Source organism: Cryobacterium algoritolerans (assembly GCF_004402785.1).
In the GTDB taxonomy this organism is placed as follows: domain Bacteria; phylum Actinomycetota; class Actinomycetes; order Actinomycetales; family Microbacteriaceae; genus Cryobacterium; species Cryobacterium algoritolerans.
Genome location: NZ_SOFP01000062.1, coordinates 23,407 through 43,259, shown reverse-complemented (window position 1 = coordinate 43,259; position 19,853 = coordinate 23,407). Strand labels below are relative to the sequence as shown.

Genomic DNA, 19,853 nt, shown 5'->3' with positions numbered 1-19,853 from the left:
GCCCCGCCAGCGCGCCCCACGCCGGCCGCCGCGCCATTGCGCCCCGCACGCCGGCCGCGCGCCCCGCTCCTCGGCCCGCCCGGGTCACCAACCGACGCAGCCCACTGAAGATCGCCGTGACACTTCTGGCGATTCCCGGGCTGTTCCTCACCGCGGGTCTTCCCGCCTACGCCTTCTCTCCCGGTGCCGGCGCGAACCATGGCGCAGCATCCACCCGTTCGCTGGCCGAGGCCGGCGCCCAGGGCGTGACCGTGGCGGCCGGCGCCTCGGCGGTGACCGTGGCCAGAGATGGCTTCACCGCCACGAGCAAGGAAGAACTCGCCCAGAAGGAAGCCGATGCCAAGCGCGCCCTCGCGGCGCAGAAGGCCGCTGCAAGTGCCCGGGCGACCGCCGCATCTTTCGCCGTCTACGGCGTGCGCGCCGAGGGCGACGACTACCCCTGGTTCGACCGGGGCACCGAATCCCAGGGCGGCGGGCTCTCCCCGCTCAGCTACTACTACCGCGAATGCGTCGACTTCGTCGCGTGGCGGCTCAACCGCGACGCCGGATCGACGAGCGCACCGTTCAAGTGGACCTGGAGCACACTCACGCCGGGCGGCGGAAACGCGAGCAGCTGGGCCAATGCGTGGTCGAGCCATGGCTGGGCGACCAGCAAGACGCCCGTCGTGGGCGCGGTCGCCTGGTTCACGTACAATCACGTGGCCTATGTGCAATCGGTGGGTGGGGACGGTTCCGTGGTGCTGGAGGAATACAACTGGATGCGTACCCATGCGTACCATAAGCGCACGATTGCGGCCAGCGAGGTCCCACTTTTCCTCTACCCGCCGAACTGACCTGCGGCCTGGACCAGCTAAACTTTTCAAGCCAGCCTCTGTAGCTCAACGGAAGAGCAGTTCCGTCCTAAGGAAACGGTTGGGGGTTCGAATCCCTCCAGGGGCACCACTTCACGCGTTCGGTTTGCTTTCGGTTCCGGCACTGAGCATCTTCTCGCCGCCGCTACCGAATCGGCAGCCAGCGCCCGCCGTTTCGGTAGCGGCTTGCCAGTGGAACCGCGGATGTGAATGGACACGACCTGGCGCAATTTTGGCAGTGCTGTTCAGCTCGCTCGAAGACCGAAGTCGTGAAGATGGCCATTGAGGAGCGCGCCGCTAAGGCGGATAAGAGTGCTCGTACCCGCGCGCTCTTTGAGCGCATCATGCGCGAGGACGGTGAACTGCTCGACGACCTCGCCACGTGACGGAGCGCCTGGAACCCGCCGACGTTGAGGACCTCATCGCGTTGGAGGGTTTCCTCGCCCTCGACGGGCGTCACCTTGCCGCAGACCGCGTGGCCGGCGACGCGTTTGTGCGCTCCGTCGCGGACCACCAGACAGAGCACCCGGCTGTCGTGAACTGGATCGAGACGCAGTCGACCCGTCTCTGACATGCCTCCAAGGACCGGAAGCACCGTGGTTCTGGAGCTCTTGATCGGCTTCACGATTCGCCCAGCCAGCAACCGGGCCCGGATTGCCATGAGTCGGGATCTGGGCTTGCGGTTGTTGTGTCGCGTCGGATGGTGAGGTCAGCTCGTTGACCGGTCCCCCGGGCATTCTTGTGGTGCACGTTCTATGTGTGTACAGGGTCAGCGTCTGCCGCGGGTAACGGACATAGGTCTTCACCACGTTTTGGCGTGGTGAAGGTGCGTCTTCCCGCCATCGACCTGGAGTTGGGACGCATCAACGACAAGGCACTCATCGATATCGCGCAGGGATTTGAACGAACTACGGCGACCGACCGGCTGACTGAGTCTCAGGAACGGGCAGCAGAAAGTGTCGGCACCTCGGCCCGCTCCGCCAGCAGGACACCCGCCGCAAACCCGATGAGCGCGCCGTAAACCGGACAGGCGAATTTGACCCCGGCCAGGGTTCCGAGGTCGATGCCTGCCGGCCTGGCCGTCGTCACCGACTGAATTCGGGTCTCCCCGGTTTCCGTCTCTGCCACTCACCAAGCGGCGATGATCTCGGCGACGTGTCGAGCGTCGGTGCCGCAGCATCCCCCGAGCACCTGAACTCGCGGAAACTTGGTCCTCAGCGCTGCGTTGTCGAGGCCCAGCACCACGGGGTCACCCTCGTCGAGCTCCTCTGCGTCATCGAGCTCCGCATGCGACTGTTTCGATGCGTTCACCCTCAGGCCCCCGATCCGATCCGCCGTCGTCGGATTCCCGAGAGCGTTGCTGATGTGGGTCGGGTGTGCACAGTTGACCATGAAGTACGCGGCCGCCGCGCCGGTGGCGGCATCGACTCTCTCAATCGCCTCACCAAGACTTGTCCCGTCGGGCAGGCGCCCGTCAGTCTCCACCGTGAATGATGGCACGACCGGGACTCCCAGCGCACGGGCGGCACGAACCACTCCGATTGCTTCCTCAGGGTAGGTCAGCGTCAGTGCCGCGATTCGATCGACACCCGCGTCGACCAGCGAGGCGATCTGTTCGGAGTGATAGGACTCGGCCTCAGCAACGGTCATGCGAGCAGTGACCACGTAGCCGTCCCCGCGTGGTCCCAGCACTCCTTCGACGATGATCGCAAGGGCGGGTCGGCTCGCAGCAACCTCACGGACGAACGCCACAGCGTCCGCGTTCGCCCGCGCCAGTGCAACCGTGGTAAATCCAAGACGCTCACCCCAATCCCGGCTTGCGGGGTTCCGAGGACAAACGGGAGGGAACGCTCATGCGCGATCCGCAAGAAGCTCTCGAAGTACCGGCGCATTGCATCGCGCCCCGTCGCCTCGTAGAGAAGCGGGAACGCAGCGAAGTCGGGCAACTCGAATCCTTCGTGAAACAGCAGCACAGTCTCGATGCCACCGTCAGTCATCGCCATGTCGGATGTCGCCATCTAGATCCCTTCTCGTCAGGGAAGATATTGTCCACTCCGGCGCGTGGCGTCAAGGCGCGTGTTGGCGGATATTGCGACGCGTCATCGTCCATCGCCACTGCACGGTCCGGCGGTTGCTGGATTCCCTTCTCCATTCGTCACGTGCGCTCAGCTCTGGCCGGGGTCTCGTTTCGGTCGCTGGATGCTGATCCACTCCTCCAACCCGAACAACACCCGCGACGTTGCACGGACGGCGAGCAACACAACGGGATCCAGAGTCAGCCACTCATCCCGGGAGGAGAACGTGTCCCGACCTCGAACACCGACGATGCTGGATGTGGGAGATCAACCTTGAAATGGTCGAGTCCGGGCTGGACGCTCTCGACCAGGACTCATATGAGCAGGTCGTTGCTGCCTTCGAGCTGTTGGAGGAACGCGGTCCGCAGCTGGGGCAACCGCTCGATGATTCGGTGACAGACTCGCGGCACAAGCACATGAGGGAATCGCGCCCCAAGCGCCCGGTCGACCGTGATGCCGTTGCCGCGCACAAGAAGCGGATGCTGGAGGAGGTGCACGCCTACCGCCTCCGTGAGTTGCGCGAGACAAGGGACTTCATCAGGTTGAGTTGGCCGCGCGGCCGAACGTCAGTCAGATCCGCGTGTCTCGAATTGAACATGGTGACACTGAACGCGTGCAGGTAGACACGCTCCGTAAGTACGTCGAAGCGCTGGGCGGTGAGCTGTTCGAATCCCTCCAGGGGCATACGCGCACACGATGGCGAGGTCCGGATTGCTCCCCACCTCGCCATCCGTTTTCCCTAAGCGTCGTTTCCCAGGGCACTCCGGGCGCTAGTTGTAGAGCATCCCGCCGTCGACGAGCAGGACCTGGCCGGTCACATAGTCGGAGTCTGGGCCGGCGAAGAACGAGACGATCTTGGCGACATCCTCCGGGGTCTCGATCCGACCGAGCGCGATGCCGTCGACATTTTCCTTGAGGTTCTGACCGCGCGGCTTGCCGTTGATGGCGCTGAGCTTTTCGTCGATCAGGTCCCACATGCCGGTGCCGACGATGCCCGGGGCGTAGGCGTTGACGGTGATGCCACGTGGCGCGAGCTCCTGGGCGGCTGCCTGGGTGATGCCGCGAACGGCGAACTTCGAAGCCGAGTACGCACCGAGGATGGGGAAGCCCTGGATGGCGGCGATGGAGGCGGCGCTGATGATCTTGCCGGCGTGGCCGAGCTCGTCGAATTTCGCGACCGCGGCCTGGATTCCCCAGACGACACTGTTCACGTTGATGCAAAAGATCTTCTCCAGGTCTTCTGCTGTGATCTCGAGCATGGGCGTGACCTGGGCAATGCCGGCGTTGTTGACGATCACGTCGAACCCGCCGAGCTTCTCGGCCGCGGTGTTGACAGCGGCGAACACGTCGTCGCGGTTGGAGACGTCGGCGGTGACGAAGACGGCCCTGCGTCCGAGCGCCTCGATCTCGGCGACGACACCGGCACCCTTTTCGGCCTGGAAGTCGAGGTCGGCGACAGCGATGTCGAAACCATCCTGGGCGAGCCGGAGTGCGATGCCGCGTCCGATTCCCTGTCCGGCTCCGGTTACGAGTGCGACTTTGCGTGAAACGATCATGGTTGTTCTCATTTCTGGTTCGGGCATGGTGAGCGCCGTCTGGTGCCGTTGACCCGCAGCCCGGACGATGTCGCTCAGACAACCGTCCGCATTCCTTCAGGGTAAGCCAAACATCTGAGGTCCTCCGATTAAACGGTGCGGGCTTCGGCCGATAGCGTCGATGTAGACGCTCAGCACTCCGGTCGTCTCCGGAATGATGAAACGTCTCAGAGACCACTTTGTCTGGAGCACTTCATGATTTCCCCCCGCATCGCGTTCGTTGATGTCGACGGCACCCTCATCGAAACCGGCTCGGAGATCGCAGCGTCGACCATTGACGCGGTGCGCACCGCCAGGCACAAAGGGCACCTGGTGTACCTCAGCACCGGACGGGCGTCGGTCGAGATCTACCCGGCGATCCGCGACATCGGATTCGACGGTGCCATCAGCGCCGGCGGCGGGTTCGCGGAAATCGGCGACGAACTCGTGATCGAGCGCACCATGCCCGAAGACGCGGTGGCGCGGATGGTCGGCTTCTATGAGGAGTCCGGGTACGACTTCTACCTGCAGTCCTACGACGAGCTCTACCCGAGCCCCGGCGTGCGCGATCGCTTCGCGGCTTACTACGCTGCTGACAGCGTGCGGTCGGTGGCAACGGGGGCTGGTCCGAAACCCGTCACCCCTGCCGACGAACACCCGGCGCTGAAGGCCTTCGCCAATGTGCGCCGGTACAGTTTCACCGGCATCGCCAAGTCGGTGTTCCTCGCCGGCGACCTCAGGGCGTACGACCGCGTTTCGGAAGCACTCAGCGGAGACTTCCATGTCATCACCGGCACCATCCCGCACATGGGTCGCGGGAGCGGCGAGGTGACGCTGAGCGGCGTGAACAAGGGCTCCACGATCCTGCAGCTCCTCGACCAGCTCGGCCTGGACCCGGAATCCGCCATCGGCATCGGCGATAGCAGCAACGACATCGAGATGCTGCAGGTCTGCGGAGTCGGCATCGCCATGGGCAACGCCACGGATGCCGTCAAAGCCCACGCCGACGAGGTCACCACTTCCGTGCTCGATGACGGCGTCTGGAACGCCTTCCGCCGCCATGGTTTGATCTGAACGGACGCCTGCCCGTTACCTGCGGGGTCTTGCTTGGTGGCTCGCGGTGGCTGGCCCTCAACCCGGACGAGGAGCCGGGGTGGCGCTGCCCCGATTGGCGGTCCGGTTTACCCGACGGTAACGTCGCGTTCATCTTTCCTATGTCACCCCTTGGCTGGTAAGTCTTATCGTTTGCCTAACGTGGGCGGCGGTACCACCTAGCGAATGGTTCAGCCCCTCAATCGGGAGGCACACCCGCCCACGCGTGGGAGCTCGCGCAATGGCAACGGAACCGAAAGGTCTGACCCCATGAAGTCAACACAAAAAATCGCGCACGCAACGGCGGCGATTATCAGCGTCGCGCTACTGGCATCAGCAGTGGCTTCCCCGGCCATCGCTGATGATGGCGGCAGCGGTGATCACAGCGTGAGGCCCTCCAAACACGTCCTGTTGCTCTCGGTGGATGGGCTGCACCGGAAGGACGTCGAATGGTATCTTCGCGCGCATCCGACCTCGGCACTGGCCGCGCTCGTGGACCGAGGGACCAGTTACACGCATGCTCAGACTCCGGTGCCGTCCGATTCGTTTCCCGGCCTCATCGGACAAGTCACCGGAGGAAATCCCGGCACCACGGGCATCTACTATGACGACACCTACAATCGTGAGGTGCTCCCCGCGGGCACCACGAATTGCGCGACAGCGAAACCCGGGGCGGAAGTTGCCTACACTGAGGCGGCCGACAAGAATCCGGACGCCCTCGATGCCGGCGCGGGCCTGAGCGGATTGCCGGGCAGCATCCTTTCCCTGACCGGCCAGCCGCAGAGTCTCCTCGACCCGGCCACGTTGCCCGTCAACCCGACCACGTGCAAGCCGATCTATCCGCACCAGTACTTGAAGGTGAATACCGTCTTCGAAGTCGCCAAGAGCGCGGGCCTGACGACAGCCTGGTCGGACAAGCATCCGGCCTATGAGATTCTCAACGGTCCATCCGGCAAGGGCGTCGATGACCTGTTCACCCCGGAGATCGACAGCCAGGCGGCTGCGCCGCACAGTGCGGGGAATTGGAGCAAGGACAACGCCGCCACGCAGCAGTACGACGGCTACAAGGTGCAGGCCGTGTTGAACGAGATCGGCGGCAGGGATCATTCCGGAACCACGCCTCAGGCTGTGCCGGCCATTTTTGGCATGAACTTCCAGTCCGTATCGACCGCGCAGAAGCTGCCGGCCTCCGACGGCCTGACCGGCGGGTACCTTCCAGGTGGCAGTGTTCCCGGCCCGCTCCTGAGCAAGGCCCTTGACTTCGTAAATTCTGCCGTGGGCAAGCTGGATGCGGCGATTGCCGCGGATGGCCTCTCCAAGACGACCACGATCATCCTGTCGGCCAAACATGGCCAGTCGCCGATGGACCCTGCGGCGCTCACTCGCGTCCCGGACGGCCCCATTATCGATGGCCTGAACTCGGCGTGGAAGGCCACGCATCCAACGAGCGCGGACCTCGTCGCGTTGGCAACCGACGATGACATCATGCAGTTGTGGTTGTCCGACCACTCCCAGGCGGCCGCAGAGTTCGCCAAGAACTACCTGGCCTCCCACTCCACAGTCGGGAACGACAGTGCCGGAGCGGCAAAGACCGCAACGGGATCCGGACTAAGCACGATCTACGCGGGTACGGCTGTCGCCACGTACTTCGGCGCGACCGCTGCTGACCCGCGCTACCCCGACATCCTCGGTATCGCCCAGACCGGGGTGGTCTACACCGGGGGAAAGAGCAAGATCGCCGAACACGGTGGAGCGAGCGCCGAAGACCGTGATGTGCCGCTGGTCGTTGCCGGATTCCGCACCGAGCACCCCGAGACGGTCACCGCACCCGTCGGAACGACGCAGATCGCGCCGACGATCCTGAAGCTGCTCGGGCTGGACCCGAACGCTCTTCAGGCCGTGCAGATCGAAGGAACAAAGGTTCTGCCCGAACGCTGATCCCCAGAACGGGGAACCCCCGCAGGCCGACCATCGGTGGGGTGCCCCGTCCGGCGACCCTACGGTGCATGGGCACGTGAATCGGCCTGGACAGCGTGGCGCCGGGCCAGTCCCAACAGTCGCAGCTCACCGGCCGTGAGTGGTTTGTCTTGGTAGCGCTCCCCGCGAATCCGTTCCGCACGCCGCGATCTGTCATCATGGTTGGCGCGGCGACGAGTTGGAGGTTGGGGGGAGTGCACTGGCGCGGTCGTTGACCGTCATATCCGTGGTGTTCATGACTACGGCTGCGTGCGCCTTGCGCGCAAAGGCTGGTGCGACGGGCCTTGCCAGCACTGACATGACCCGCAGCGCGGTGAGCGGAATATGGGCTATCTGGCCTGGTTTGCCGCTCGCTTCGATGAGTTGCCTTGCGAGAGCCGTGAAGGTCAGATTGTCAGGGCCGGTGACGTCGACGATGCGCCCGCGAAATGCGCGGTCGTGTACCGACCGGTCGATGACCGTCGCAACCTCGTTCACCGACACGAAGTTGATGGGGTTGTCGCCTCGGCCAGGCACCAGGGCCCTGCCTTGATCGGCGATATGAGCACCGATAACTCCGATCCAGGTGTCCAGAAACGGGACGGATCGGATGATCGTCCAATCGAGACCGCTCCCGACGAGCGTCTGTTCCGCGGCGTATTTCATCCGGTGCAGGCTCATCGGGCTGTCTGGTGCTGCGCCGTGCGCTGACATGAGGATCGCATGGTCGACGTTGCCAGCCACGGCAGCGCGGATGAGGCTGCGGTTGCCGTCGCGGTCGATGGCGGCCGGGCCGGCTCCGCGTCCGCCGATGAAGCCGTGCAACGCAGAGATCACCGTCGTGCAGCCGCTGACCGCGGCCTCGATCGTCGCCGAGTCGCGAATATCGCCGACAATCGCGTCGGCACCCCTGCCGCGCAGGTCATCCGCTCGCAGCGCGTCGCGGGTGAGTACACGCACGCCGTCGCCACGTGCGAGGAGCAGCGACACCACCTTCGTGCCCAGAGTGCCGGTACCGCCGGCGACGAGGATCATCGCGCTGCACTGCTGGGTGGTCTTGGCCCGCTGGCCCGCGCGACGGCATCGTTGACATCCCCGCCGGATTGGTCTACCTGTTCCAGGTAAAACTTTGCCCATTGGGCCTTTCCGTGCGTGACACCGAAGACGATCACGCCACGCATGATGTGGACTGCTCCGTCGCGGCGCACCCCGGAAATCTCCCACTCAGTCCAGGCCGTATCACCGTTGGTCGCACGCGCCAGCAGGGAGGCTCTCAGATTCGGTATGCCGTCAAATAGCTGCGTCCAATTGCGACGGACCTGTTCAGTGCCATGGAAGCCGCGCGCGGGGTGAACCGGAGTCTCGTTGACATAGTCATCGCTGAAACACGAGACGAGCGAGTCGATGTCATGAGCGTTTGTCGCATCGAGTAGTCGCTGCACCATGGCCAGCGGGTCAGTTGAGCCGTCCATCGCCATTCCTCACTCTGTACTAGTAGAATAGATTCAATACAATAGCACAGAACGGAATTCGAATACCTTGACAAAACACTCTCGCGCCTATGATTCCCGGGGCCGTCAGGCTCAGGCCGACCGCAGCCGGGACGCGACCCTGGACATCGCCAGAAAGCAGTTCCTGGCCAACGGGTACGCCGCGACAACAATGGTGTCAATAGCGGCTGACGCTGGAGTCGCCGTCGATACCGTCCACAAGGCGTTCGGGGGAAAGGTCGGGCTGGCCCGTGCGATCTTCGAACGAGGGCTCGCCGGTGCAGGCATGATCTCTGCGCCACAACGCTCCGACGACATGCAGAATATCGAACGTGACCCCCGAGCCGTCGTGCAGGCCTGGGGCATGTTCAGCACCGAAGTCGCGCCGCTGGTCGCGCCGATCTACCTGCTCATTCGAGAAGCCGCTGCCGTCGATCCCGACATGGCTGCCCTGCTCGCCGACAGCCAGCAGGAACGGCGCGAGCGAATGCGCCACAACGCGCGCACCCTGGCAGACCGCGGTCACCTGCGACAGGGCGTCACCGTGGAAAGCGCCACTGACGTGCTCTGGACATACAGTTCGCCCGAACTCTATGAACTCCTGGTGATGCACTGCGGATGGGACTCGGCCCGATATGGCCGGTTTCTCGGAGACGCCCTCGCTGCGGCCCTGCTCGACTTGCCCGAGAAGAGTGAGCCCACATGGTCGTCAGCGGAGCTTTGACGAAGCGGATCCGCCACTGGTGCACGGCGTTCCACGTCGCTGACGCTCACGGGTGCTTCCAGCTCTGTTCGTCGCTGAACGGGGGAGGTCGGAGGGCGGACGCCTAAAGCACACTCGGTCCCGGTGTGGCGGGATCGACAGCCCGGCCGGCACATCCTTGCGGCTTGCGCGATGGTCGGCGGCGCTCACGCTGGTCGCCCGTACTCGGATGAGGACTTCGGTCTCTCGGGGCTGCGGTCGGGGCACGTCTTCGCGCTGCACGACCTTCGGCCCGCCGAATCGGCGGTACACCGCGGTCCTCATCGGGTCGCCCCGCGAAGAGCGACCCCACGGTGAGTGCCCCCGCGCAGGGCGACGCGGCGACGGATGACCCACTCGGCTACCGCGAGGTTGATCAGCCAGGCGGCCCCCATGAACAGTGCGCGCGGCAGTTGACTGCCGGAACCGAAGATGATCGACTCGGGGATCAGGACGATCGCCTGCGTGCCGGCTCCGAGGCCGATGGCGTAGGCCCGGGTCATCCAATCGCTGTGCACGACGAAGTTGCGTCGCATGATCGCGCGGATCCCGAGCACGATGCTCGCCACCATTGCGGAGCCGAAGATGAGTCGAAGTACGAGCAGGAAGTCGCCGTCACCGGCCGGATGCGCAGAGAAGACTGCCATCCACATCCCCGAAAGCGCCGAGAGCACACCGGCGGGGATCACGATGAGCCCGGCGATGCGATGCCAGCCACCCCGGCGGCGTCGCAGCGCGGGAACGAACTGGAACGCTCCAAGCAGGCTGAAGATGCTCACGCTCACGATGTGTGTCACGACCGGGATGGGCGAGTCGAGGAACCGCGCGTTCTGCGGCGTCGCGATTGCCCCTCCGGTCAACTCGGTGAGGCGAGCGGCGCCCGCCAGGATCGGGATGAGGCTGAGCAGGATCAGCCCTGTGGGGGCGAACCACTGTGGGCGGGTGGCCCTGCCGGCGTTGATGGTTGTGGTCATTGCTCGTTCTCCTCGTGCGGATCGTTGACTGAAATCAATGTCACGCCGAGATCTCCGACCCGTCTCAGCGGTCCGTGCAGGGCAGCCCGATCGATGACCGGGACGGTGATTGTTCCGTTGCTCTGAATGGCGAGCATGAATCCCGCGAACCGGTCACTCCACCGTTGGTCGAGCCGCCCTCCGGGCGCGGCGGCCACAGCGGCGGTCACAGCGGCGGCGCGAGTCACAGTGGATGATGCGATGTTCACAGGGGTAATCTACGAAGACACCTGATGACCCGGCATCACAACATGTGGTGACGTGAGTGGTGATTGTTAGATGATGCCCATTTCGCGTGCCCGCCGGATGGCGGCCGGGCGGCCGTTCACCTCGAGCTTCTCGAAGACGTGGCGGGTGTGGGTGCGCAGCGTGTTGATCGAGACGAAGAGTTCGCGCGCGATCTCCGGACCGGTGAGCTCGGTTGCGAGTAGCCGCAGCACCTGCAGCTCACGTTCGCTCAATCCTTCGCGATGTGCGATGGCCTCGACCGTCGGACGACCGACCAGCGATCGCAGTTCGCCAACAACTCCCTCCCGCCCCGCCGCTTCCGCGGCTCCACGGAGATTCTCGAGCAACTCGTCCGCCGCGGGGTCGCGCTGCGCGATCAACAACCGCGCCAGCGTGATGTGGGCGTACTCGAGCAGGTAGCTGAGGTCGCCCCGGGGGGTCAGCCCGTGAGCATCCGCCCATGCCTGGGCCTCGGGCAGACGTCCCTGGAGGATCAGGATGCGCGCCCTCATCGCCTCGATCGGACGCGCCTCGGCGAAGAACCCGCGACGGTAGCGTTGTTTCGCCTGCTCGAGCAGGTCGATCGCCGAGTCGAGGTCGCCTTGGGCCTGCCTCAACAGCGCCTTCGAGACGAACCACCGGTACTGGTGTTCGTGTGAAAAGGCGGCCCAACCCAGTGTCTCGCCCGCAGCCAGATGCTCCTCCGCTGCGGCAAGGTCACCCAGCTCGATCAGCACCTCGGCAAACCCCCCGTGGAGGTCAGCGGTGGGTGGACCGCCGCCGAGCTTCACGGCCGCCTCCCGCAGCGCGGCCTCGTATGCGCGACGCGACTCCTGGAGGCGACCCAGCGGAATCAGCATGTCGGCGAGCACCATAGTCGTGCTGAGCGCGTCGGTCAGGTTGCCCGCGAGACGCAGGTTTCCTGCAGCGTCAGCGAATGCTGCCACGCCCGCTTCGAGGTCGCCGGTTGCCCACTCGCCCAGGCCGAGAAGACCGCCGGCGGCACCCCGCCCGAGATGATCGGCGGGACTCGTGAGCTCGAGCGCGCGGCTGGCATGCGTCCTGATGCCAGCCAGGTCCCCGGTGGCCAAGGCTACTGATGCGCGGTAGAGCGCGATCGTAACGGGGAGCGTGTCCAGCTCCGGGCCGGGCTTCGACTCGTGGATTGCGTCGAGTGAGCGCTCCGCACGCGCGAGCTTGGGCTCGACGGCGGCGATGTCGCCGGAGAGAAGTGACGCCCACGCCGAGAACACGCCGAGCACGGGACGGCGACTTATCGCGTCGTCCGTCAGCAGGGCGAGCCATCCCAGCAGGGTGGCATCCTGGCGGCTCTTGCGCACGCTGGGAATCGTCGCTTCGATCATCCTGGCCGCCCGTGCGAAGTCGGCCGCTGCCAGGGCGTGCCGCACGCTCTCCTCGGGCAGGTGGTTGTTTTCGAACCACTCGCTGGCAAGCCCGTTCAGAGCCGCGACGTGTTCGGGACCGTGGGCGAGCAGCCGCACCCGTAACACGTCCGCGAACAGGTGGTGGTAGCGAAACCACTCGCGCCGGTCATCCAGCGGCACGACAAACAGGTTCGAGCGCTCCAGCGTCTCGAGCATCTCGGCGCCGCCGGCCTGCCCGGTCACCGCTTCGCAGAGCGGACCACTGAGCCGGTCGAGAATCGCGGTCTGATACAGGAACTCGCGCACGTTCAGCGGCGCCCGCTCGAGCACCTCCTCAATGAGGTAATCGATGACGAAACGGTTGCTGCCCGCGAAGGCGGCGATGAAGGCGGATGCGTCCGTGCGGTCTCGCATCGACAGCGCGGCCAGCTGCAGCCCCGCGATCCAGCCCTCAGTACGGGCCTCGAGGCTGGCAACATCCTCGCGAGAGAGCGACAGGCCCATGACCGGGCCGAGGAACGCGGCGGCCTCGTCGGGGGTGAAACGCAGGTCGGCAGCGCGCAGCTCGGTGAGCTCGCCCCGCGCGCGCAGTCGAGCGACCGGCAGGAGCGGGTCGGAACGGCTCGCGATGGCCAGGTGAAGAGTAGAGGGCAGATGGTCGAGTAGGAAGACGACCGCGTCGCGGATCGACTTGTCCTCGATCAGCTGGAAGTCATCCAGAACCAGAAGGATCTGATGGGCACTTCTGGCGATGTCGTTGACGAGCGTGGTGAGGGTTGATTCGGTCGGCTGCTGGCCGACCGGGATTTCCGCCCCGATGTCAGTGTCGGCCTGTTGCAGGGCGGCCACGAGGTAGCCGAGAAACCGTACCGGGTCGTTGTCGCTGGCCTCGAGTGACAGCCAGGCCACACGCATCCGTGGTTCCTGTTGCCGGATCTCGGCGACCCAATCGCTGAGGAGGGTGGTCTTGCCGAACCCGGCCGCAGCAGAAATCAGGGTGAGTTTCCGGCCCGAGCGGATGCCGGCATCCAGTTGCTCGATAAGCCGCGGGCGGCCCACGGCCTGGGAGCGCGGTGGCGGCACGAAGAGCTTCGTAGCCAGAAGAGCCGGCATCGTCATGTGCCCATGTTAGCGACGGGCGGAAGGGGGAGAGGTCGAGTTTTCGGGTTCGCCCGAACAGGGCCGCACCCTCGTCGGAAGGCCTCCCCGTTGGATCGCCGGAGGACCGTGTCTCCTCGCCGGAGAGGACGCTCGAGGCGTCTCCCCGCGGGCGGCACGAACCTGCTTCGAGAGGGCTCGGACACCGGCCGACACAGTTTCCCTGCCGGTTGCCCGGGGGCTCTAAACTGGGGCATCGCGTCGAGAGACTGCTTCTCCGCCGCGGACGAGGAGCGTGCGTGACCCAGATCCAGCCCGACCAGGACGTGCTCGCGGCCGGAACGAAAGCCGCGCCAGCGCGCACCCTCGTCGACATCCTCGCCGAGACGGCCGCCGCCCATCCGAGTGCGCACGCGCTCGAGGACCAGGACGGCGCCATCAGCTACCGGGAGCTCATCCACCTTGTCTCCGAGCAGGCCGGGCAGCTCAGCGCGACCGGGGTTCGCCGGGGCGACAAGGTCGGCATCCGGATCCCCTCCGGGACCCGCGAACTCTACGTCTCCATCCTCGCCACCCTCGTCGTCGGGGCCGCGTATGTGCCGGTCGATGCCGACGACCCGGAAGAGCGCGCCCGGCTGGTCTTCGGCGAGGCCCGGGTCATCGGGGTCGTCGGACGGGCCGGCCGTTTCGAACTCGTCGTCACGGTCGACGAGGCGGCGCTTGCCGAACGACCGCTGCCGCCGGGGGACGACCTGGCCCTCGTGCACTCGCCCGGGATCATCCCCTCACCGGACGACGACGCCTGGGTTATCTTCACCTCCGGGTCGACCGGGGTTCCCAAGGGCGTCGCCGTGACCCACCGGTCGGCGGCGGCCTTCGTCGACGCCGAGGCCAGGCTCTTTCTCCGCTCCGAACCGATCGGATCGACCGACCGGGTGCTGGCGGGCCTGTCCGTGGCCTTCGACGCATCCTGCGAGGAGATGTGGCTGGCCTGGCGCAACGGTGCCTGCCTCGTCACCGCCCCCCGCTCGCTCGTTCGGTCCGGCGCTGACCTCGGGCCGTGGCTGATCGCCCACGGCGTGACGGTGGTGTCGACGGTGCCCACCCTCGCCGCCCTCTGGCCGGACGATGCCCTCGAACAGGTGCGGCTGCTCATCTTCGGCGGCGAGGCCTGCCCGCCCGAGCTCTCCGCGCGTCTCGTCGCCCCTGGACGCGAGGTCTGGAACACCTACGGTCCGACCGAGGCGACCGTCGTGGCCTGCGCGGCGCTGATGGACGGCACCGACCCGGTGCGGATCGGACTGCCACTGCACGGCTGGGACCTCGCCGTCGTGGACGCCGCGGGCACCCGGGTGGCGCCCGGCGACACCGGCGAACTCATCATCGGCGGCGTCGGGCTGGCCCGCTACCTCGACCCGGCCAAGGATATGGAGAAGTATGCCCCGCACACCGGGCTCGGCTGGGACCGCGCGTACCGGAGCGGCGACCTCGTGCGGTTTGAGCGGGAGGGTCTGGTCTTCGTCGGGCGTTCCGACGACCAGGTGAAGCTCGGCGGCCGGCGGATCGAACTGGGCGAGATCGAGGCGGCGCTGCGCTCGCTGCCCCAGGTGGCCGGCGCGGCCGCGGTCGTGCGGAAGACCCCGGCCGGCAACCAGGTTCTCGTCGGCTACCTCGCCCTCGACGACGGGGCAGCGGCCTTCGACCGTGCCGCGGCCAACGAGCGGCTGCGCGTGGAGCTCCCGGCCGCGCTGGTGCCCCTGCTCGCCCTCGTCGACGAGCTGCCGACGCGCACCTCCGGCAAGGTCGACAAGGCTGCGCTGCCCTGGCCGCTCGCCGCCACGGCCGACCGGGAGGCGGCAACACTGACGCCGACCGCAGCCTGGCTGGCCAGGCACTGGGCCTCGATCCTCGGCGTGCCGGTCGACGGGCCAGACGCGGACTTCTTCGGCCACGGCGGGGGCTCGCTCTCCGCCGCCCAATTCGTCTCTGCGATCCGGGAGCGCTACCCCGACACTCGCGTCTCCGACGTTTACGACCATCCGCGGATCGGCGCGCTCGCCGAGGAGCTCGACGCGCGCGTGCCCCCGGCACCGACGATCGTGCGGGAGGTCCTCCCGGTGCCCGCGCGCAGCCGGATCGCCCAGACGCTGCTTGGCATCCCCCTGCACGTGCTCGTCGGCGCGCGCTGGCTCGTCTTCCTCTCGGTGGCGAACAACCTTCTGTCGACCTGGGGTGGGGCGACCTTCGCACCGACGATCTCCTGGTGGTGGGTCGGGCTTGGTTTCGTGCTCTTCGTCACCCCGCCGGGGAAGATGACCATCTCCGTCCTCGCCGCCAGACTGCTGCTGCGCGGGGTGACACCGGGGGACTACCCGCGAGGCGGATCCGTTCACCTGCGCCTGTGGCTGGCCGAGCAGGTGGCGTTGCTCGTCGACGCGGCGAGCCTGGCGGGGGCGCCGTGGATCAGCTACTACGCCCGGGCTCTCGGCGCGCGGGTCGGCGAGGACGTCGACCTCCATGCTCTCCCGCCGGTGACGGGGATGCTGACCATCGGGGCCCGTGCGGCGATCGAGCCGGAGACCGACCTGGCCGGCTACTGGATCGACGGAGACGTGCTCCGGCTCGGGCGGGTGGAGATCGGCGCCGAGGCAACAATCGGTGCGCGCAGCACCCTGCTCGGCGGCGCCAGGATCGGTGCTGGCGCCGTGATCGAAGCGGGGGCCGCCGTCTCCAGCGAGGTCCCGGACGGCGAGCGGTGGGCCGGATCGCCGGCCATCCGGGTGGGGGCTGCCCGTGGGTCGTGGCCGGCTGAGCGCCCGCCGCGGGCCCGCCGCTGGCTGATCGCGTTCGCGACGGGAGCGGTCGGCATGACCGCTATCCCCGCCGCGGCCGCGACGCTGGGCCTGCTCGTGGTCGGCGCGGCAGTCGGCGACGCCGCCACTCTCGCCGACGCGCTCCGGCGGGCGGCACTGGCCACGCCGCTCGCCGTCGTGGTTGCCGGCCTGGTGTACGCGACGCTGGTCATCGTCGCCGTCCGGCTGGTCGGGGTGGGCCTGCGGGAGGGGTATTATCCGGTGCGCAGCCGAATCGGCTGGCAGGTCTGGATGACCGAACGCATCCTCGACGGCGCCCGCACCCTACTTTTTCCCCTCTATGCGAGCCTGCTCACCCCGGTCTGGCTGCGCCTGCTCGGAGCGAAAGTGGGCGCCGGAGTCGAGGCCTCGACCGTGCTGCTGATCCCGTCGCTGACCACCATCGCCCCGGCCGCCTTCCTCGCGGACGATACCATGGTGGCCTGCTATGAGCTCGGCGGCGGCTGGTTGCGCATCGGCCGGGCGAAGGTCGGGCGGCGGGCGTTCCTCGGCAACAGCGGCATCGCCGGCCCGGGGCGCACCGTTCCCCGCAATGGGCTCGTCGCCGTGCTCTCCTCCACGCCCCGCAGGGCCAAGCGCGGCTCGTCCTGGCTCGGCAACCCGCCCGAGCGGCTGCGTCGCACGGTGACGGACGTCGACGAGGCCCGCACGTTCCTGCCGCCCGTCCGGCTGCGCACCGCCCGTGCCCTCTGGGAGGTGTTGCGGATCGTGCCCGTGATCGTCACGGCCCTGATCGGGCTTGGCGTACTGGCCGCTCTCGACTGGTTGTGGATCGGTCTCGGTCTCGGCTGGACGGTCGCGCTGTCGGGGATCGTCATGCTCGCCGCGGGCGCGGTCGCTGCCGGGATCACGACCGTGGCCAAGTGGAGCCTGGTCGGACGGATCGACGCGACCGAGCATCCGCTCTGGTCGTCGTTCATCTGGCGCAACGAGGTCTCGGACTGCTTCGTGGAGATGGTGGCTCGGCCCTGGTTCGCGGCCAAGGCCGCCGGCACCCCGGTGCTGTCAGTCTGGCTGCGCAGCCTCGGCGCCCGGATCGGCCACGGGGTGTGGTGCGAAACCTACTGGCTGCCCGAGGCCGACCTCGTCACCATCGGTGATGGGGTCAGCGTCAACCGGGGCTGCGTGGTGCAGACCCATCTCTTCCACGACCGGATCATGCAGCTCGACCGGGTGCATCTCGATGTCGGGTCGACGCTGGGCCCGCACAGCGTCATCCTTCCGGCCGCCGCAGTGGACCAGGGAGCCACCGTCGGGCCGGCCTCGCTGGTGATGCGCGGCGAACGCGTGCCGGCCGGGTCGCTCTGGGCGGGGAACCCCATTTCGCCGTGGCACCGGCCGCCGTGGCAGACTTGACTCCCACCATGCCTCAAACCCCGCGCCAGACCTGCGGCTCGGCGTCCGCCGGGGACGCCTACCTTCCCTCGAACGGGAACGGCGGCTACCTTGCCGTGCACTATGACCTCGACCTCGACTACCGGGTGGCCACGAACCAGTTGCGGGGAATCGCGACCATCATCGCCGTGGCGTCGATGCGGCTCGACCGGTTCAGCCTTGATTTCGACGGGCTCAGCGTCGACCGGGTCACCGTCGACGGTGTCAGGCCGCGGAAAGTCTCCCAGTCGGCGCGGAAGCTCACGATCACGGCGGCGACGACGATCGAGGCCGGCCAGAGGTTCGAGGTGACCGTGCGGTACCGGGGGGCGCCGCATCCGCTGCGCAGCATCTGGGGTGAGGTCGGCTGGGAAGAACTGGACGATGGCGTGCTCGTGGCCGGCCAGCCCACTGGCGCGGCCTCCTGGTTCCCCTGCAACGACCACCCGAGCAACAAGGCGTCCTTCCGGATCCGGGTTGCCTGCGAGGACCCGTACACGGTCGTCGCCAACGGCAACCTGGTTGCGCGGTCGTCCAGGTCAGGGCGTACCTCGTGGACGTTCGTGGTGGCGGAACCGATGGCCACCTACCTGGCCTCCGTGCTGATCGGCCGGTACCGCCGCACCGATGTGTCCGCCGCCCCGGTCGCCCAGCGGATCTTCTTCCCGGCCAACCTCGCCCACGAGGTCGGTATCGACTTCGGTCGGCTGAGCGAGATGATTTCCCTGTTCAGCGGCTTGTTCGGTCCATACCCGTTCGACGCGTACTCGGTCGTCGTCACGGACGACGAGCTCGAGATTCCGCTCGAGGCCCATGGTCTCGCCGTCTTCGGCCGTAACCACGTCGACGGGCTGCACGGGAGCGACAGGCTGATCGCACACGAACTGGCCCACCAGTGGTTCGGCAACAGCCTCACCGTGGCACTGTGGAAGGACATCTGGCTGCACGAGGGGTTCGCCTGCTACGCAGAGTGGCTGTGGGCCGAGGCCAGTGGCGGACGCACGGCCGACGAGAGCGCCGCCTGGCACCGGGCCAAGGTCGATGCGCTGCCGCGCGACATCGTCGTCGGCGACCCGGGACCGCACGACATGTTCGATGACCGGGTCTACAAGCGCGGCGCCCTGGCCCTGCACGCCCTGCGACGTTCGCTCGGCAACGACGCCTTCTTCGGAGCGGTGCGGGCATACACCAGGGAACGCCGGAATGGCTCGGTGTCGACCGGCGACTTCGTCGAGTTCTTCACCGTACACACGGGCAGCGGTGAGGTTCACCACATCATCGACCGCTGGCTGTTCCGGACCGCCCTGCCGAAGCTCTGAGCCGTTCATGGCCGCCAATCAGTGCGGCAGGTCGGTGACCTCGGTCACGGGCACCGGCAGGCCACGGATGCTCCCGGCCGGGAGCACCTGCACGGCCGGCGCAGCGGCCGTGAACACAGCGATTGTGCCGACCAGACCGGGCCCGGCGTCGAAGGCGGCGAGCCGGGGGAGGAGGCAGGGGAGGAGGCACGGGAGAAGGTGGGGGAGGAGGAGGTGGGGGAGCGCGTTTTGAGGTTCCGCGTTGAGCGCCGGGTCGGTGTCCTCGCCCGGCCGCGGAAGGCGGACGGTGAGCGTTCGCGGGTCGGCTCGCAGGCCAACCCCGATCGCCTTGAGGGCGGCCTCCTTGCCGGTCCAGATCGCCGTCCGTGCCCGGCCGGCATCGACCACCGACAACTCGGCCAGTGCGGCCAGCTCGACCGGGTTGAAGGCCACGTCGTCGAATCCGGCGCGAACCACCGCGTCGACGCTCTCGATGTCGATCCCGACGGGCCCGGAGAAGGAGAGCGCGACCGCGACCGAGGAACCGGCCCGGCTGAGGCTGACGTCGAGCCGGTTTCCGGAGCCGGCCACCCCACCGGCCCGGCCAAGAATTGGCCTGCCGTGGTCGGCGCCGCCGCAGGTCGGGCAGTGCCGACCGAGCGACAGCGACCCGGGGACCGAACCGAGGGCCCAACCGGCGGCGGCCAGCAGGAAGGCACGGTCGGCGGCATCCGTCTCGCCGCGCGGCCCCAGGACGACGACGACGTCGGGTGTTCGCTCGTCAGTCACGGCACCACGCTAGCG

Annotated in this window: 17 protein-coding genes and 1 tRNA gene; 9 read left to right on the top strand and 9 right to left on the bottom strand. The window is 67.2% G+C overall.

The window, feature by feature from the left end; genetic code table 11:
• The 4 genes from E3O19_RS13255 to E3O19_RS13240 form a co-directional block, all read left to right on the top strand.
• Nucleotides 1-833 (top strand): CHAP domain-containing protein (locus E3O19_RS13255; RefSeq protein ID WP_134568324.1); only part of this gene is annotated, 833 nt, incomplete at its 5' end.
• A 34-nt stretch (nucleotides 834-867) separates the two neighbouring features.
• A tRNA-Arg gene (locus E3O19_RS13250) sits at nucleotides 868-942 on the top strand.
• Between the two features lie 291 nt (nucleotides 943-1,233).
• Entirely contained in the window at nucleotides 1,234-1,422 is a 189-nt protein-coding gene (locus E3O19_RS13245; RefSeq protein WP_134568322.1) for a hypothetical protein, read from the top strand.
• 246 nt (nucleotides 1,423-1,668) lie between these two features.
• Nucleotides 1,669-1,872 carry a hypothetical protein gene (locus E3O19_RS13240; RefSeq protein WP_134568320.1) on the top strand — a complete coding sequence of 68 codons (204 nt, stop codon included), beginning with the start codon at nucleotides 1,669-1,671 and terminating at the stop codon, nucleotides 1,870-1,872.
• A 107-nt stretch (nucleotides 1,873-1,979) separates the two neighbouring features.
• Here E3O19_RS13240 and E3O19_RS13235 read toward each other — a convergent pair whose 3' ends face one another.
• The 3 genes from E3O19_RS13235 to E3O19_RS13220 all read right to left on the bottom strand — a co-directional run bounded on the left by E3O19_RS13235 (nucleotide 1,980) and on the right by E3O19_RS13220 (nucleotide 4,482).
• Nucleotides 1,980-2,603 (bottom strand): homocysteine S-methyltransferase family protein, encoded by a 624-nt coding sequence (locus E3O19_RS13235; protein WP_241981369.1) that lies wholly within the window; start codon nucleotides 2,601-2,603, stop codon nucleotides 1,980-1,982.
• Nucleotides 2,604-3,240: 637 nt separating this feature from the next.
• A complete protein-coding gene (locus E3O19_RS18435; RefSeq protein WP_241981368.1) occupies nucleotides 3,241-3,423 on the bottom strand; it encodes a hypothetical protein in 183 nt (60 codons plus the stop codon).
• Between the two features lie 273 nt (nucleotides 3,424-3,696).
• Entirely contained in the window at nucleotides 3,697-4,482 is a 786-nt protein-coding gene (locus E3O19_RS13220) for an acetoin reductase (protein ID WP_134568318.1), read from the bottom strand.
• 234 nt (nucleotides 4,483-4,716) lie between these two features.
• On the opposite strand from E3O19_RS13220, the gene E3O19_RS13215 reads away from it, so the two are divergent.
• Nucleotides 4,717-5,574: a Cof-type HAD-IIB family hydrolase gene (locus E3O19_RS13215; RefSeq protein ID WP_134568316.1), complete on the top strand. Its 858-nt coding sequence runs from the start codon at nucleotides 4,717-4,719 to the stop codon at nucleotides 5,572-5,574.
• Nucleotides 5,575-5,862: 288 nt separating this feature from the next.
• Nucleotides 5,863-7,530 carry an alkaline phosphatase family protein gene (locus E3O19_RS13210; protein ID WP_134568315.1) on the top strand — a complete coding sequence of 556 codons (1,668 nt, stop codon included), beginning with the start codon at nucleotides 5,863-5,865 and terminating at the stop codon, nucleotides 7,528-7,530.
• Nucleotides 7,531-7,725: 195 nt separating this feature from the next.
• Here the strand turns inward: E3O19_RS13210 and E3O19_RS13205 are convergent, their stop codons facing one another.
• Together E3O19_RS13205 and E3O19_RS13200 are read right to left on the bottom strand one after the other, a co-directional pair.
• A complete protein-coding gene (locus tag E3O19_RS13205) occupies nucleotides 7,726-8,583 on the bottom strand; it encodes an SDR family oxidoreductase (RefSeq protein WP_166804570.1) in 858 nt (285 codons plus the stop codon).
• Nucleotides 8,580-9,026 carry a nuclear transport factor 2 family protein gene (locus E3O19_RS13200; RefSeq protein WP_134568311.1) on the bottom strand — a complete coding sequence of 149 codons (447 nt, stop codon included), beginning with the start codon at nucleotides 9,024-9,026 and terminating at the stop codon, nucleotides 8,580-8,582. Before E3O19_RS13200 ends, E3O19_RS13205 begins: the two co-directional genes overlap by 4 nt.
• Before the next feature lie 61 nt (nucleotides 9,027-9,087).
• On the opposite strand from E3O19_RS13200, the gene E3O19_RS13195 reads away from it, so the two are divergent.
• Nucleotides 9,088-9,762, top strand: a complete 675-nt coding sequence (locus tag E3O19_RS13195; RefSeq protein WP_134568309.1) for a TetR/AcrR family transcriptional regulator — start codon at nucleotides 9,088-9,090, stop codon at nucleotides 9,760-9,762.
• A gap of 299 nt (nucleotides 9,763-10,061) precedes the next feature.
• On the opposite strand, the gene E3O19_RS13190 is transcribed toward E3O19_RS13195, so the two are convergent.
• The 3 genes from E3O19_RS13190 to E3O19_RS13180 form a co-directional block, all read right to left on the bottom strand.
• Nucleotides 10,062-10,754, bottom strand: coding sequence for a DUF2306 domain-containing protein (locus E3O19_RS13190; RefSeq protein ID WP_134568307.1), 693 nt, complete (start codon nucleotides 10,752-10,754; stop codon nucleotides 10,062-10,064).
• Complete coding sequence (locus E3O19_RS13185) at nucleotides 10,751-11,002, bottom strand: hypothetical protein (protein ID WP_198413909.1); 252 nt, start codon at nucleotides 11,000-11,002, stop codon at nucleotides 10,751-10,753. Before E3O19_RS13185 ends, E3O19_RS13190 begins: the two co-directional genes overlap by 4 nt.
• 66 nt (nucleotides 11,003-11,068) lie before the next feature.
• Nucleotides 11,069-13,525, bottom strand: coding sequence for a winged helix-turn-helix domain-containing protein (locus E3O19_RS13180; protein WP_134568306.1), 2,457 nt, complete (start codon nucleotides 13,523-13,525; stop codon nucleotides 11,069-11,071).
• A 278-nt stretch (nucleotides 13,526-13,803) separates the two neighbouring features.
• Between E3O19_RS13180 and E3O19_RS13175 the strand changes: the two genes are divergently transcribed.
• Both E3O19_RS13175 and E3O19_RS13170 read left to right on the top strand, forming a co-directional pair.
• Complete coding sequence (locus E3O19_RS13175; RefSeq protein WP_241981367.1) at nucleotides 13,804-17,733, top strand: Pls/PosA family non-ribosomal peptide synthetase; 3,930 nt, start codon at nucleotides 13,804-13,806, stop codon at nucleotides 17,731-17,733.
• Nucleotides 17,734-17,741: 8 nt separating this feature from the next.
• Nucleotides 17,742-19,070 carry a M1 family metallopeptidase gene (locus tag E3O19_RS13170; protein WP_134568304.1) on the top strand — a complete coding sequence of 443 codons (1,329 nt, stop codon included), beginning with the start codon at nucleotides 17,742-17,744 and terminating at the stop codon, nucleotides 19,068-19,070.
• Between the two features lie 18 nt (nucleotides 19,071-19,088).
• Here E3O19_RS13170 and E3O19_RS13165 read toward each other — a convergent pair whose 3' ends face one another.
• Nucleotides 19,089-19,838 carry a 4'-phosphopantetheinyl transferase family protein gene (locus tag E3O19_RS13165; protein ID WP_134568302.1) on the bottom strand — a complete coding sequence of 250 codons (750 nt, stop codon included), beginning with the start codon at nucleotides 19,836-19,838 and terminating at the stop codon, nucleotides 19,089-19,091.
• Between the last annotated feature and the right edge of the window lie 15 nt (nucleotides 19,839-19,853).

Excerpts from the sequence above, each read along its gene's own strand:
- E3O19_RS13180 (WP_134568306.1), bottom strand. The coding sequence starts at position 13,525 with ATGACGATGCCGGCTCTTCTGGCTACGAAGCTCTTCGTGCCGCCACCG.
- E3O19_RS13220 (WP_134568318.1), bottom strand. The coding sequence starts at position 4,482 with ATGATCGTTTCACGCAAAGTCGCACTCGTAACCGGAGCCGGACAGGGA.
- E3O19_RS13215 (WP_134568316.1), top strand. The coding sequence starts at position 4,717 with ATGATTTCCCCCCGCATCGCGTTCGTTGATGTCGACGGCACCCTCATC.
- E3O19_RS13205 (WP_166804570.1), bottom strand. The coding sequence starts at position 8,583 with ATGATCCTCGTCGCCGGCGGTACCGGCACTCTGGGCACGAAGGTGGTG.
- E3O19_RS13200 (WP_134568311.1), bottom strand. The coding sequence starts at position 9,026 with ATGGCGATGGACGGCTCAACTGACCCGCTGGCCATGGTGCAGCGACTA.
- E3O19_RS13210 (WP_134568315.1), top strand. The coding sequence starts at position 5,863 with ATGAAGTCAACACAAAAAATCGCGCACGCAACGGCGGCGATTATCAGC.
- E3O19_RS13170 (WP_134568304.1), top strand. The coding sequence starts at position 17,742 with ATGCCTCAAACCCCGCGCCAGACCTGCGGCTCGGCGTCCGCCGGGGAC.
- E3O19_RS13190 (WP_134568307.1), bottom strand. The coding sequence starts at position 10,754 with ATGACCACAACCATCAACGCCGGCAGGGCCACCCGCCCACAGTGGTTC.